Genomic DNA, 13828 nt, shown 5'->3' with positions numbered 1-13828 from the left:
TGAATTAAAAGGTGTAGATGATATGAAAAAGAAATTGCTTGCAGTGATGATCCCCGCGGTACTATTGACTGGTACCACTCAGGCGGTTGAGCTGTATAACGATCAAACCAATAGCGTCAATATGATGGGCTGGCTTGGCTTTGCGGCGTTAAACGATGGCCACGAAACTTCGGTAATTGATAACTTTTCCCGCGTAGGATTCCGTTTCGACCGCCAAGAGAAAAACGGCTGGCGCTCTTTTGCCCATACAGAATGGGGCATTAACATGGTCACCAGTGACGATGGCCTTATCTATACCGAAGGCCAAGGTGGTGGCCAGTTATCGGCTTCAAAAACCTCAGATTTCCTCTTTAACCGTTTAGGTTATGTCGGCATGTCGCACGACAAATGGGGCTCGCTCACCTTTGGTAAGCAGTGGGGGGCTTATTACGATGTTGCTTACACCACTGACGTGCTGAATGCCTTTACGGGTTGGTCTGTTGGTGCTTATACCTTCGGTGATGGTGGTCTCACCGGAGCGGGGCGTGCCGATGCGGCGCTACAATACCGCAATACCTTTGGTAATCTGCATATCGCGGTGCAATACGCTTCTAAGCAAAATAGTGATGTGGCGCTCTATGATCATTTAGGTAACGCCTTAAACGATGGTTCGGAGCTGAGCTTCGACCCTAGCTATGGCGCGAGTGCGACTTACTATTTCACCGATAAATTTAAGGTGTTAGCGGGCTTTAACCGTGGTGACTTCACTGGCAATCTTGCGGGCAAAGAAGTCGATAATACCAACCAAATCATCGGTATCGGTGCCCAATACGGCAGCTTCTATCAATATGCGCCAGGTCGTGATGCCGACGGCCTGTATGTGGGTTTTAACGCCCATAAGAGTGAGCAAAACGAGTTGGTAGGTGGGGAGCTTTACGACTCAACTGGCGCCGAATTTATTGTCGCTTACCACTATGATAACGGATTCGTACCTAGCCTATTGCTGACTTATCAGGATTTGGACACCGATGAAAACACCGCTATCCAAGGCAAATGGACGCGTCAGTTTGCCGTGCTAGGCCTGCATTATCGCTATAGCCGCGACACCATCATGTATGCCGAAGCCAAAATCGATTTCAGCGATATGGACGATAAAGCCTACGAAGATCTGCAAGATAATAACTATGCCGTTGGTATTCGTTATTTCTTCTAAGTCTGACGAGGGAGTGCGCTAAAAAGTGCATTCATCAAAGGCCACAGTATTGTGGCCTTTTTCATGACTATCCATTTCTTATCAATGCATTACACAATCCCTAACTTCTTCATTTTACTGCGCAGGGTATTGGCATTGATATCCAGCAATTCGGCCGCGCCGCCTGGGCCATAGAGTTTACCGCCCGTGATCCTTAAGGCATGGCTGATGTATTTTTTGGTCATCACCTCCAGTGGCACCAGCTTATCGCTGGCATGACTTGGATCGATAATCACGGTTTGATTGGACGGGGTTTTAACGGCTTCGAGGCTTTTTGGCGCCAGAAAACTAAAATCCAGCGGACCCGCAGGGTGCTGAATGATAGCGCGCTCGAGCACATTAATGAGTTCGCGCACATTCCCTGGCCAATCATATTGGTTGAGAATATTCAGTTGTTCTGGGGCAATTCTTGGTAGCTGTGGCAAATTGAACTTGGCACTCAGCTGCTCGACAAAATGTTGCACTAACAGAGGAATATCCGTGCGTCTTTGTCTGAGTGATGGGATCTCTATGGGGAAAATCGCCAGCCGATACCAGAGATCTTCGCGAAACACTTCTCGGTGCACCATGGCCTGAAGATTTCTGTGGGTTGCGGCCACAATACGAATATCGAGCTGCACCGCATCGTGGCCGCCAACGCGGGTGATACAGCTATTTTGCAGTACTCTAAGCAGCCGAACTTGGGCTGAAAGTGGTAATTCCCCAATTTCATCTAAGAAAATGGTGCCGCCGTTGGCCTGCTCGAAGTAGCCAATTTTGCGCGAATCGGCGCCAGTAAACGCACCTTTTTCATAACCAAAGAGCTCGGAGTCAATCAAAGTATCTGGAATAGCGCCACAGTTTACCTTGATAAAAGGCTTACCCGAGCGCTCCGACAGTTCGTGAATGGCGTTGGCGATAACCTCCTTACCGCAGCCCGTTTCCCCAAGCATTAACACTGTGGTGTTAATTTTGGCGATGGATTGCACCTGTTGCATCACCTGTTTCAGGCCAGAATTAGCGCCAACCACGCCATTTTGAACATCTAAGGTGCGGCGTAGACTGACGTTTTGTTTGGAGAGCGCTTCATTCTCTTTGAGTAAGTTGCGATCCCTTAAATTCAGTGCCGTGATGAGCGCGAGGTTTTGCATATGTGGTGCAATCAAGTCAGCATGACGGGGCCTAAACACTCCAGTCGTTTTGGCATAAAAGCCGACTATCCCAAGGTGGGTATTCTCAATCGACATCCGCAGAATAATTACCGAACGAATATCCTTAATGACCTGAGGCGCGACTAAAGAGGTGACAGGATCATGCTCTATGTCATTAACAATTCTAACCCTTGGCCGCTCGGGATCCTCTAGCGATTGTGCCATCTTCAGAGGAATTTGGATGCGTTTATCCAAGGTGCAGCAATGGGTATCATCAACATGGGCGATAAACTGTATATCATTAAATTGTTTGCGAAAAATATTCACAAATAGCCCATCTATAGGCAATTCATCCCGAATAAACTCGAAGTAACTGTGCAAAGATTTTTCGAGTTGCAGACTGCTACAGAGTCTTAGCGTTGATTCGTAATAGAAGTGTTTTTCCATTGATATTTCAAGTTAATCACTAAGTATCGTGATTGTAGATCTTTATATTTCGTGATTTTGTGCCTGCAATCAAAGTTCCCCACATAAATACCTCTTTTTAGGTGCTTGGCACAGCATCTGCACTTTCACGCTGACAAGTTCCAATGATTATTGAAGGAAATCAGCATGAGTAAAACCCAAGGTATTAATTCGGGGCGCCGCCAGTTATTAAAGGGGGGCATGGTCATGGCCGCGGGACTCGGGGCGAGTATTGCACTGCCTACTACAGCCAGTTGTGACTCTGCGCCTATCAACTTCGATGAAATCGTAGATGTGCTCGTGGTCGGCAGCGGTTTTGCTGGCATGTCTGCGGCGTTGCAGGCCAGAGAAGCCGGCGTGAGCGTGATGGTTATCGATAAGATGCCCGTGTTTGGTGGTAACTCTACCATCAATGGCGGCGCCATGGCTGTAGCCGGTTCTGCGCTACAGAAACAGGCCGGGATTAAAGACTCTGTCGATGCCATGGTGGCTGACATGCTGCGGGCAGGTCGCGGCATGAACGATGTGGAAATGCTTAAACTGGTGTGTAACGGCACCGCAGAATCCTGCCAATGGTTGATTGATTACGGCGTGAACTGGAAGCCTTTTGTGCAACATTTTGGTGGCCACTCGGTACAACGAGTGTTGCAAACGGTTGAAAGTTCAGGCGCTGGCATTATTCGTCCCCTAATTAAAGCCGCCCGTGATAAGGGCGTCATCATGAAAAATCAGACCAAGCTCGAAGGCTTTGTACAAGATGAGGCCGGACGGGTGATCGGTGTCGAAGTTCGCGAAGGTTTTTATTTTCCCAAAGAGCGCACGGGTAAAATACGTCGTATCGGCGCGCGCCGTGGCGTGATTATGGCGACCGGTGGTTTTGGTCGTGATATTGAATACCGCATGATGCAATTACCTGAGTTAAATAGTGATTTAGATTCAACCAACCATGCAGGTGCCACCTCTGAGGCGCTCAAACAGATGATGCTCATTGGGGCCAATCCCATTCATTTAGACCAAATTCAGCTCGGCCCATGGGCATCCCCCGACGAGAAGGGCTTTGGTACGGCTTCCCAGTTCAACACTATCGCTACCTATCCACACGGCATTGTTGTGGATGTGCGTACCGGCGAGCGTTTCTTCAATGAACTAGCCGACCGTAAAGCGCGTGCCGACGCCATCATGACCAGACGGGATGAGCAGGGGCAGCCTGTCTATCCCATTGGTTTTACTAATGCCGCCGGTGCCAGCAAGGCACAGACCTTAGATTGGGGCCTGAAATACAAGGTCATCAGCAAGGCCGAGACCTTAGACGAACTGGCCGCTATTTACGGCATGCCCGCCAAGGCATTAGAGGCGCAGGTCGCGCGTTGGAACGAAGCGGTGAAGACGGGCGTTGATAAAGAGTTCGACCGCCCCATGCAGGAGGCAATAGTGCTGGACAAAGGGCCTTGGTATGCGGTGCGCATGTGGCCGAAGGTGCATTACTGCATGGGTGGCGTGAAGGTGAATACCCAATCCGAAGTGCTGCATTTGGTCAGCAATAAAGCCATCCCCGGGCTATATGCCGCAGGCGAAGCCACAGGCGGTATCCATGGCGCCAGCCGCTTAGGAGCCTGTGCCGTGGCCGAAGGGGTGGTCACTGGGCGTAATGCTGGTCGTAACTGCGCCGCAGCGAACGCTGTGACGCTCAAGCAAGCTTAGATTTTATTAAATATAACAAAATGTTGGAGATGATAATGAATAAATCCATGTTGATGGCCTCACTCACCTTGAGTCTACTTTCAGGCAGCGCATTCGCGATGGAGCAAGTGGTGCTCGACGGTAAACATTTAACCCAAGACCAAGCCTGGGCGATTGCCGATGGCGCTAAAGTGAAGATTGCGCCGCAGGCCAAGACCCAACTCGTGAAAGCAAACGCGCTACTGATGGAAGCGGCGCGTCTGGGCAAACCTGTGTATGGCTTAACCGTGGGGGTTGGATTAAATAAAGACCACAAGCTGTTCGATGCCAACGGCAAGCTGAGTGATGCGGTGCTCGATGCCTCTCGAAGCTTTAACCTCAGCACTCTGCGTGCCCACAGTGCTGGTGTCGGTGAAGCTGCGCCGATTCGACTCACTCGTCTAGCCTTAGCCGTGCGGTTAAATACCATGTTAGCCGGACAAACCGGTGTGCAACCTGTGGTTGCCGAGCTTTATGAAGCCTATCTTAACCAAGGGCTGACCCCTGTGATCCCAGCTAAGGGTACAGTAGGTGAAGCGGATATTCTGCTGTCATCCCATGTCGGTTTGGCCATGATTGGTGAATGGGAAGTGTTCTACAAAGGTCAACGTGTGAGCAGTAAAGAGGCGATGGCCGATGCGGGGATCACACCATTGGCGCCTATGGGAAAAGATGCGCTATCGATTCTGTCTAACAATGCCTTTGCCGTCGCGTATGCCATGCAAGGTTACCGTGAAGCGAAGCAATTGTTGTCCGTATCGCCCACTGTCTTTGGCTTAAGCCTTGAGGGATTAAACGGTAACGTGGCGCCATTCTTGCCGCAAACCAACGACATCCGTCCGTTCCCTTATATTAAATCGGCCACCAGTGACATTCTCAAGCAGCTCGATGGTAGCTATTTATGGCAGCTAAACGATGAGCGTCCATTACAGGATCCGTTAAGCTTTAGAACCACGGCTTACACCTTTGCAGGCGCCGAGCAGGCCCTAGCTTCATTAGATGAAGTGATCAATATCCAAATCAACCATTCTGACGATAACCCAGCCGTGATTGTGGGCGCGTCGAACCAATATGCCGAGTTTCCACAAGTGGCTAAATATTTGGTCGAAGGGCAGGGCGGTGTGTTCCCTTCCACTAACTTTGAGCCGCTACCTGTGGCACTCGCAGTACAAAACCTGAGTGTGGCCCTGACCCATGTGTCCCATAACAGCGTGATGCGCACGATTCATCTGTCCGATGATCATTTTACTAAGCTGACGCGCTTCCTGAGTGCGCCAGAAAACCAAGGCCATGCCTTCGGTGCGATTCAAAAGGCCTTTGTGGATATGCAAGTGCGTAACAAGCAGTTAGCTACGCCTGTATCCTTCGATGGGATTTCTATCGCCGGTGGGATTGAAGATACCTTCACGAATCTTAAGTTGGCGTCGGATAACCTGCTCCAAATCGTGGATAACACCCGAGTCATTTACGGTTTAGAACTGCTGCACTCAACTCAAGCGATTGATTTACGTAAGCAAGCTCACCCTGATCTACAACTGGGTAAGGCAACACAAGCCATGTACAAGGCCTACCGTGAAAGAGTGCCTTTTGTCGCCAAGGACCGTCCATTTACACCCGATATCCAAGCGTCAACTGACTTTATTGCAAACTATTAATCTACGATGCGGGGCACTATGTCCCGCCTAGGAAGACTCTGATGTTAAAACCCGTATTTATTCTATTACTCGGTGTCATGCTGGCAACGCCAATGGCCGCTAATGCATTGAATATCAAGGACTACCATAAAGAGGTGATGACAGGAGCCGATGGTAAAGTCGATTGCGCGGCATGCCACGGTGATGCAAAACGTAAAACCGTTCCCGATGCAGCGACTTGCAGTAGCTGCCACGGTTCACCCGAGGAGGTGGCTAAGCTGACGGAGCGCCCAGCGGATGCGGGCCATTCGGTTGAGCCGAATCCCCATGACAGTCTGCACTATGGTACTGATCTGCCTTGTACTTACTGCCATCAGGAACACAAAGAAAGTAAAGTCTATTGCAATCAATGCCATGAATTTACTTATCCTCAGATGAAACGTTAATTTCGTCTCGGTTAGAAACTCGCTCCCCTGCTTTTTTGACTATGTTTGTCATGCACTCAACCCGGTTGAGTGCATTTTTTTAGGTAAAAAAAAGAGTAAGCCAATACGGATTACTCTTACGGAAAATTGGTCGTTGAATGTTGTAGCCAAAATCACTCATATGGATGAGGAGCCAGCACACAATGACAGCTTTTACTTAATTAACCCTTAAAATTAACATTTATCTTAAGCTGTCACCGCGGTTGAGACTGATGAGCTTATCTAAGATCCGCTCGCCATCCATTCGAATGCCATTGTGCTCATATTCCGAGGTTAACCAATACTTTAGGTGCGCTACCTGTTTGGCAGTTTCGAGGCTGTAGTCCATCTCGACATACATATCTTCGCTGTAAATCGCGGCCGCAACTGGGACGCGGTTTTGGCTGAGTTGCTCGAGATTGTATAACGCTGGCCAGTCCGTTTTATGGGCAAGGAGATTGGCCGCTGCTTGGAGTGGGGCTAGATGGCTAAATTGTTCAAACATCCAAGGGTAAATCATCTCGCCAGTAAACAGGAAAGGCTTACCGACTTGATAGTTAAAGGCCGGATACTGCTCACGCACCCTATGGGCAGACCACTGTGACGCCCTGTGTTGGCAGTAGATGGCCTCGTGTAACAGGGCGAAAATCGGGTTGGTGTTATAGTCGAGCAATTGACAGAAATGATTTAAAAACAGCGGATTGACATAATCACCTTGGGGCGAGTGCACCAACGCCTGTTCAAGCAAATAGTAAACCGACTCAGGGCCTTGCTCCATGCCCAAGTTAATGCCGAGCAGTTGCAGCATTTCAACCGTGAGGCGCTCGCCCGTGGCTAAATGCACTGGGTGCTCGAGTATATGTTTGGCGAGGCGTGTCACTAGATGCTGCGCATCGTGGAAGCGCTGGAAGAAGTCCTTATTTTTAGCGAGTACGCGCTGATAGGTGGCCTGATAGACTTCATCACTGCTGCGTGTGAGGGAAGGAATGCCGCCAGTGATATAAGCTTCACTCACACCCTGAGGGGCGGCGCTTAAATAATGCAGCACGCAGAAACCACCAAAACTTTGACCTAGAATCGCCCACTTGTCGGCGGGGCAGAGCTGGGCGCGAATTGATTCGGCATCGCGGACGATATTGTCGGCCCTAAAATGGCTTAAATATTCGGCCTGTTGTTCAGGCGTTAAGTGACCGAGGCTTTGGTAATTTATCGGGCTAGAAAGCCCAGTCCCCCGTTGGTCGAGCAATAATACTCTAAACTCTTTGAGTGCGCGGCGGATCCAACCGCTATTATTAGCGGGGCGCATGGCAGCAAAGCCGGGGCCTCCCTGAAAAAAAACGATATATGGCAGTTTTTTATCTTTATTTTCAATGGCGCAGAGTTCCCGCGCGAACACACTGATCTGTTCACCAATCGGCTGTTGATAATTGAGTGGCAGGTTGAATGTGTGCTTTTTTGCGAGGACACCGGCGAGCATCATATCGGGTTTCATCAATTAACCTTAAGAGTAGGGCTTGTTGTTTAGGGCAGATTGTATACAAAAGCCCTGTTGTCGCAAGTTGGGATTATTTGGTTAGCCTTTGGTTAAGATCAATTTTTATTGTAAAAATTTGAGCCATGATAAGCCTCTTAGCGTAATCTATCGGCTATGGATAACACGAGATTGAAGCTATGAAGTATCAAATTATTCCTGTGACACCTTTCCAGCAGAATTGCAGCTTGATCTGGTGTGAAAAAACGAAGCGTGCCGCGGTTGTCGATCCGGGAGGGAATGTCGACCGTATTTTAGGCGAAGTGGACAAGTTGGGACTGACCCTTGAAAAAGTCCTGCTGACCCACGGCCATATCGACCATGTGGGCGGTGCTAAGCTGTTGGCGCAACAAACGAATGTACCTATTATTGGCCCCCATGTAGCAGACAAATTTTGGATTGATAACCTGCCCAAACAGAGCCAAAACTTTGGGTTTCCCCACTGCGAAGCCTTCGAGCCCGAGCAATATTTGCAGGATGGCGATGTAGTTACCGTGGGTGAGCAAAGTTTAAGCGTGTTGCATTGCCCCGGGCATACTCCGGGCCACGTGGCATTTTATTCCGCTGACGCACATCTGGCTTGGGTGGGCGATATTCTGTTTAGAAGCTCGATTGGTCGTACGGATTTCCCTCAATCGAATCATCAGGATTTAATCCAATCTATCACCACTAAACTTTGGCCTTTAGGGGCGGATGTAGAATTTATTCCCGGCCACGGACCTATGTCGACCTTCGGTGAAGAGCGCGAACATAACCCCTTTGTGGCCGATCAGTTACTGTTGTAAGCTGGCCATACTTCATCGCGACGTGTGTAAATGCGTCGCGAGCCATGGGTTATCTCATTATCGTTCGCTGCGTACGCTTAGTATCCCTCACCGCAATATTTTGTTCATCATTTCCTCTATGAATGCGAGTTCAGCTTTGTTAACTTGTTAAGTCGAATGTTATTTATTGGCTTCACTTATCTAGCCGCAGATGCAAGCATGGAGTGTTGTGCATGGTTCAGCAAATCGAAGACTTGTTAGAGCATTGGTTGCCTTTAGCCGATGATGCCTGGGTGCTGGCGGTGATTACCCATATCCAAGGCTCGTCCTACCGAAAGCCCGGCGCCATGATGTTATTCCACGAGTTTGGCCAAGGGGCGGGGATATTAAGTGGTGGCTGTTTAGAGGCGGATCTTCGCCGTCATGCGCAGCAAGCCATGCAATCGCAGCAGATTGCTTGTGTCACCTACGATGCGACCGATGAATCCGATGCCAGCTACCGCCTCGGTTGCGGCGGTAAAGTCGATATCATGTTGATCCCTCTGCTTAAAGAAAATCATGATCTTGGCCTAGTGGACATAGTGCAAGCATTTCGTAAGGGGCAGTCGGGCTACTATCAATTACCTCTTGCACCCGCGGGCAGTGATGCTCGCAGTTACGCCGCGCAGTTTTATCCAGCCAAGAGTGCCCCATTTCCGACGGCGGATTTTCCAAAGGCGGGCATACTCAGCCAGCCTGAAGGGGAGGCGCTTATCATCCCGCTCAGACCGCGATTTCATTTAGGGATTTTTGGTGGGGGCATTGATGCTAAACCCGTAGCGGCGATTGCCCACAGTTTAGGTTGGCAGGTGAGTGTGTTTGATACGCGCACCGCCTACGCGAGAAGTGCCGACTTTCCCCATGCCCATATCGTCAAGCAAAGTGCTAATGAGGCGAGCACTCTTGTTGCATCCTTAGATTGTGCTGTGGTCATGCACCATAACCTGAACTTAGATGCGGCGGCGCTCAAAGCCATTCAACCCTTTGATCTTAAATATGTTGCACTCTTAGGGCCTGCCCATCGGCGGGATAAAGTGCTGGAGATGGCTGAACTCAGTACCGATTCGTTTAATGGCTTTTTCTCGGCGCCGGCGGGGCTTGCGCTTGGTGGTGAGTTACCGAGCGCCATTGCCTTGAGTATTTTGGCCCAATGCCATGGGGTGCTACACGGCGCGCCATGTTCGATTCTCGATGGGATCATGCCCTAATGCTGAGCCGCCAACGCTTGTTAATTGCCGTGCTGGCTGCAGGGGAGAGCCGGCGATTTCAGGGGATTAAACTGGCGCAGCCATTATCAACGTCATCGAGTGCAAATAGCGGGCAGAGCATCTTAAAACGCCATATCGAGCGTTTGGCTCGCTTCACCTCGGCACCATTGGCAATGGAGTCATCCAATCAAGTCAGCGCTTCGATGCTGGTGGTGCTCGGTGCCCATGCCCACGAACTTCGTCCCCAACTAGAGGCTTTTGGGGCGAATCAATTCACGCTACTGCATAATGCCGACTGGCAGACGGGTTTGTCATCGTCGCTGCGCGCTGCGGCGGACTTTGCAAAAGCACAGCAGTTTGATGGCATGTTACTCACCTTAGCGGATCAGGTCGCGCTGACATTTGAAGACTATCGGCAGTTGATTGAGACTTGGCAAACTAGTCAGCAATCTGTGGCCGCGCTTTATCATCACGCAGCTGGGAAGTTGGATGAATTAGGCGCTCCTGCTATTTTTAATGCCTCAATACTCGATTTATTAACGGATTTGACCGGCGATCGCGGCGCCAAATCCATCTTAAAACAACTGGCAAATGTGGGTGAGTTAGTGGCAGTTCCCTTACCCCATGCCGCGATTGATATTGATACTAAAGCCGATCTTGCGTCGTGGTTGGCACTTAAGGAGTGAGTTATGGCAATACCATCCTCGGAGGCGGCAAAGGACCAGAGTCTTGCGATGCCTTCCCAAAACCTGACCATTAATGGCAGATCTTTTACCTTAAATGCGGATCCCAATATGCCTATCCTCTGGGCGTTACGGGATATTTTAGGCTTAACGGGCACTAAATATGGCTGCGGCGCCGGACTCTGCGGCGCCTGTACCGTGCATTTAGATGGTCAGCCAGTGCGCGCCTGTTTAACCAGCGTATCCCAGGCGCAAGGTAAACAACTGACCACGATTGAAGGGCTGGATAATCAAAAGCTTAAAAATGCTTGGGCCGAACACAATGTACCTCAGTGTGGTTATTGTCAGGCGGGGCAATTAATGTCAGCAGCAGCTTTAGTCACTCAGCATCCAAAACCATCGGCGGAGCAAATCGATGCTGCCATGTCGGGTAATTTGTGTCGCTGCGGTACCTATCCTCGGATAAAAGCGGCGCTGCAAAGCTATGCCAAACAGGAGGGCTAAGATGAGTACATTCACCGCAGTTGAAAATATCAGTCGCCGCGATGTGTTAAAACTCTTCGGCGCCGTCGGGGGCGGCCTCGCACTCGGGGCAAGTGGTCTCAGTTGGAGTCCAATGGCATTGGCGCAGGATCAGCAGGCGCGGCTCAATCTGTTTATCGCCATCGGTGAGGATGACAAGGTTTATTTGACCTGCCACCGCTCCGAAATGGGCCAGGGGATCCGCACGGGGATTTTACAAATTTTGGCCGAAGAACTGGAGGCTGATTGGGATAAAATTGTGCCTATTCAAGGACTCGCAGATAAACGTTACGCCAGCCAAAATACCGATGGTAGCCGCAGTATCCGCGAAAACTATGATCGCATGCGTGAGATGGGCGCTATGGCTCGAACCATGCTTGAACAAGCCGCCGCAGCTCGCTGGAAAGTCCCCGTGAGTGAAGTGCAGGCTAAAGATCATCAAGTGCTGCATGCCAAATCTGGCCGTGCTGCGCGCTTTGGCGAATTAGCCCTCGACGCGGCAGGATTACCACTGCCCGCAGCCGATTCGCTGCGGTTAAAGGCAGTTAAGGATTTCAAGCAAATTGGTGCATCGCGTCAGATAGTCGATATGCAGGCCATGCTCACAGGTAAGGCTGTCTATGGCTATGATATTCAAGTGGATAACATGCTTTATGCCAGTATTATGCGCCCACCTGTATTGGGGAGCGATGTCGCAAGTCTTGACGATAGTGCGGCGCGCAACGTAGCGGGTGTGGTCGATGTGTACCGTTTGCCAACGTCCAAGGGCGCTCCCGCTTTTCAAGCCCTAGGCGGCGTAGCTGTGGTGGCGACAAATACTTGGAGCGCGCTGCAGGGGCGTAAAGCCTTGCAAGTGAGCTGGACTGAGTCTGCCAACAGCAGCCACGATTCTAAAACCTACCTTAAAGAGCTGGTGGACAAGGTACAAGCTCCAGGCAAGGTGGTGCGTCAAGTTGGTGATGAGGTCAAAGCCTGGCCGAAGGACGATACCCTTAAGGCGATTTATACCGTGCCTTACCTTATCCATTCCTCCATCGAACCGCCTGTGGCCACAGCCAATGTGACCGAGAAGGGCTGTGAAATTTGGGCATCGACACAAACACCGCAGAGTACCCAGCAAAATGTGGCCGCGGCCTTAGGTATCGCCGAGGATGCGGTGAAAGTGAATGTGACGTTACTGGGCGGCGGCTTTGGGCGTAAGTCCAAACCAGATTTCAGTGTGGAGGCGGCGCTACTCTCCAAGCAATTTAAACGGCCAGTGAAGGTGAGTTGGAGCCGTGAGGATGAAATCCAAAACGGTTATTATCACGCCATCAGCGCCCAGTGTTATCAGGCCTTGTTCGATGCCAATAACAAACCAACGGCGCTGCTCGCGCGTACGGGCTTCCCGTCGATCAGTTCCACCTTTGCCGAGGGGGTTGAGTATCCATCCGGCGGAGAGCTGGATTTAGGCTTTGTCGATGTGCCATTTGCCCTGGCAAATTTACGCTACGAGGCCGTTAAGGCCACAGCTCATAGCCGTATCGGTTGGATGCGCTCGGTATGTAACATTCAACATGGGTTTGGCGTGGGCAGTTTTGTCGATGAAATGGCCCATAAAGCCAAATTGTCTTGCCCCGATATGTGGCGCAGCTTACTGGGCCAAGCAAGGCGAGAGACCTTTGAGAACCAAGGCTTTAAATATGGTAACTATGGTGAAGACTTAAACCGTCATCCCGTCGATGTCGGCCGTTACCTCAAGGTGATTGAAGCGGTTGAACAAGCCCAAGCCAAGGCGCCTAAAGCAGGTAAGAATCAAGGTTGGGGCTTTGCCGTGCATCGCAGCTTTGTGAGTGTGGTGGCGGTGGCGATGCGGGTAGAAGTCGGCGAGGACAAACAGCTTAAGGTGCTGAATGCCATTGCTGCGATTGATGCCGGCACTGTGGTTAACCCCGACAGGGTGAAAGCGCAGACCGAAGGCGCGATAGTATTTGGTTTAAGTTTGGCGTTAATGGGGGAGATCAGTTACCAGCAGGGTAAGGTGATGCAGTCTAACTTCCATGATTATCCCTTGCTACGTTTACCCCAAGTGCCAGAGATGGAGATCATCATTATCGACTCGGATGCGCCGCCTGCGGGTGTGGGTGAGCCCGGCGTGCCCCCGGTGGCTCCAAGCCTGACCAACGCGATATTTGCCGCAACAGGCCTTAGGATCCGCGACCTGCCGGTTAATAAACAGTTAAAGGTGTGATGCTGTAAACGACACCTGAGTGAGCAAAAAAGCGCCTAATAAGCGCTTTTTTCGTTTTTTTACCACAAATAAATTGCTTGTTAGCAAATTTACGGGCATTAATGCCGAAAATTAGCAATAGATCAGGTTTTTGTTACCAGAATAGAGGTAATTTAACCAATATGTTTACTCAAGTGACCTAAGGTATGCGGACTCGCGTACACATTCA

General features: G+C 50.4%; 11 protein-coding genes. 9 read left to right on the top strand and 2 right to left on the bottom strand.

The features are described from left to right. The first annotated feature begins 22 nt into the window (after positions 1–22). Positions 23–1192, top strand: a complete 1170-nt coding sequence (locus CF168_RS13320; protein WP_089068975.1) for a porin — start codon at positions 23–25, stop codon at positions 1190–1192. A gap of 89 nt (positions 1193–1281) precedes the next feature. Here CF168_RS13320 and CF168_RS13315 read toward each other — a convergent pair whose 3' ends face one another. Beyond that, on the bottom strand, positions 1282–2808 hold the full coding sequence (locus CF168_RS13315; protein WP_089068115.1) for a sigma-54 interaction domain-containing protein: 1527 nt from the start codon (positions 2806–2808) through the stop codon (positions 1282–1284). 165 nt (positions 2809–2973) lie between these two features. Here CF168_RS13315 and CF168_RS13310 point away from each other — a divergent pair, with 165 nt between their 5' ends. Genes CF168_RS13310 through CF168_RS13300 form a run of 3 tightly spaced genes read left to right on the top strand, consistent with a single transcriptional unit; the run spans position 2974 to position 6625 of the window. Then, complete coding sequence (locus CF168_RS13310) at positions 2974–4527, top strand: flavocytochrome c (RefSeq protein ID WP_089068114.1); 1554 nt, start codon at positions 2974–2976, stop codon at positions 4525–4527. A 35-nt stretch (positions 4528–4562) separates the two neighbouring features. Next, on the top strand, positions 4563–6200 hold the full coding sequence (locus tag CF168_RS13305; protein WP_089068113.1) for an HAL/PAL/TAL family ammonia-lyase: 1638 nt from the start codon (positions 4563–4565) through the stop codon (positions 6198–6200). Between the two features lie 41 nt (positions 6201–6241). Next, the gene (locus CF168_RS13300) at positions 6242–6625 is read left to right on the top strand and encodes a cytochrome c3 family protein (RefSeq protein WP_089068112.1); all 384 of its coding nucleotides are present in this window, start codon (positions 6242–6244) and stop codon (positions 6623–6625) included. A 220-nt stretch (positions 6626–6845) separates the two neighbouring features. Here the strand turns inward: CF168_RS13300 and CF168_RS13295 are convergent, their stop codons facing one another. Further along, the gene (locus tag CF168_RS13295; RefSeq protein ID WP_089068111.1) at positions 6846–8135 is read right to left on the bottom strand and encodes an alpha/beta fold hydrolase; all 1290 of its coding nucleotides are present in this window, start codon (positions 8133–8135) and stop codon (positions 6846–6848) included. Between the two features lie 179 nt (positions 8136–8314). On the opposite strand from CF168_RS13295, the gene CF168_RS13290 reads away from it, so the two are divergent. From CF168_RS13290 to CF168_RS13270, 5 genes are all read left to right on the top strand, one after another. Then, positions 8315–8959 carry an MBL fold metallo-hydrolase gene (locus CF168_RS13290; protein WP_089068110.1) on the top strand — a complete coding sequence of 215 codons (645 nt, stop codon included), beginning with the start codon at positions 8315–8317 and terminating at the stop codon, positions 8957–8959. Between the two features lie 212 nt (positions 8960–9171). Further along, on the top strand, positions 9172–10185 hold the full coding sequence (locus CF168_RS13285) for an XdhC family protein (protein ID WP_089068109.1): 1014 nt from the start codon (positions 9172–9174) through the stop codon (positions 10183–10185). Then, positions 10185–10871, top strand: a complete 687-nt coding sequence (locus CF168_RS13280; protein WP_089068108.1) for a nucleotidyltransferase family protein — start codon at positions 10185–10187, stop codon at positions 10869–10871. Before CF168_RS13285 ends, CF168_RS13280 begins: the two co-directional genes overlap by 1 nt. Before the next feature lie 3 nt (positions 10872–10874). Beyond that, entirely contained in the window at positions 10875–11372 is a 498-nt protein-coding gene (locus CF168_RS13275) for a (2Fe-2S)-binding protein (protein WP_011625802.1), read from the top strand. Position 11373: 1 nt separating this feature from the next. Further along, positions 11374–13620, top strand: a complete 2247-nt coding sequence (locus tag CF168_RS13270) for a xanthine dehydrogenase family protein molybdopterin-binding subunit (RefSeq protein WP_089068107.1) — start codon at positions 11374–11376, stop codon at positions 13618–13620. Positions 13621–13828 lie beyond the last annotated feature (208 nt).

It is taken from the genome of Shewanella bicestrii, assembly GCF_002216875.1.
Lineage (GTDB): Bacteria > Pseudomonadota > Gammaproteobacteria > Enterobacterales > Shewanellaceae > Shewanella > Shewanella seohaensis.
Note: the sequence above shows the minus strand (reverse complement) of the source record. Positions and strands in the feature narration are given on the sequence as shown.

Coding starts and splice junctions, on each gene's coding strand:
- CF168_RS13320 (WP_089068975.1), top strand. CDS start 23: ATGAAAAAGAAATTGCTTGCAGTGATGATCCCCGCGGTACTATTGACT.
- CF168_RS13315 (WP_089068115.1), bottom strand. CDS start 2,808: ATGGAAAAACACTTCTATTACGAATCAACGCTAAGACTCTGTAGCAGT.
- CF168_RS13310 (WP_089068114.1), top strand. CDS start 2,974: ATGAGTAAAACCCAAGGTATTAATTCGGGGCGCCGCCAGTTATTAAAG.
- CF168_RS13305 (WP_089068113.1), top strand. CDS start 4,563: ATGAATAAATCCATGTTGATGGCCTCACTCACCTTGAGTCTACTTTCA.
- CF168_RS13300 (WP_089068112.1), top strand. CDS start 6,242: ATGTTAAAACCCGTATTTATTCTATTACTCGGTGTCATGCTGGCAACG.
- CF168_RS13295 (WP_089068111.1), bottom strand. CDS start 8,135: ATGAAACCCGATATGATGCTCGCCGGTGTCCTCGCAAAAAAGCACACA.
- CF168_RS13290 (WP_089068110.1), top strand. CDS start 8,315: ATGAAGTATCAAATTATTCCTGTGACACCTTTCCAGCAGAATTGCAGC.
- CF168_RS13285 (WP_089068109.1), top strand. CDS start 9,172: ATGGTTCAGCAAATCGAAGACTTGTTAGAGCATTGGTTGCCTTTAGCC.
- CF168_RS13280 (WP_089068108.1), top strand. CDS start 10,185: ATGCTGAGCCGCCAACGCTTGTTAATTGCCGTGCTGGCTGCAGGGGAG.
- CF168_RS13275 (WP_011625802.1), top strand. CDS start 10,875: ATGGCAATACCATCCTCGGAGGCGGCAAAGGACCAGAGTCTTGCGATG.
- CF168_RS13270 (WP_089068107.1), top strand. CDS start 11,374: ATGAGTACATTCACCGCAGTTGAAAATATCAGTCGCCGCGATGTGTTA.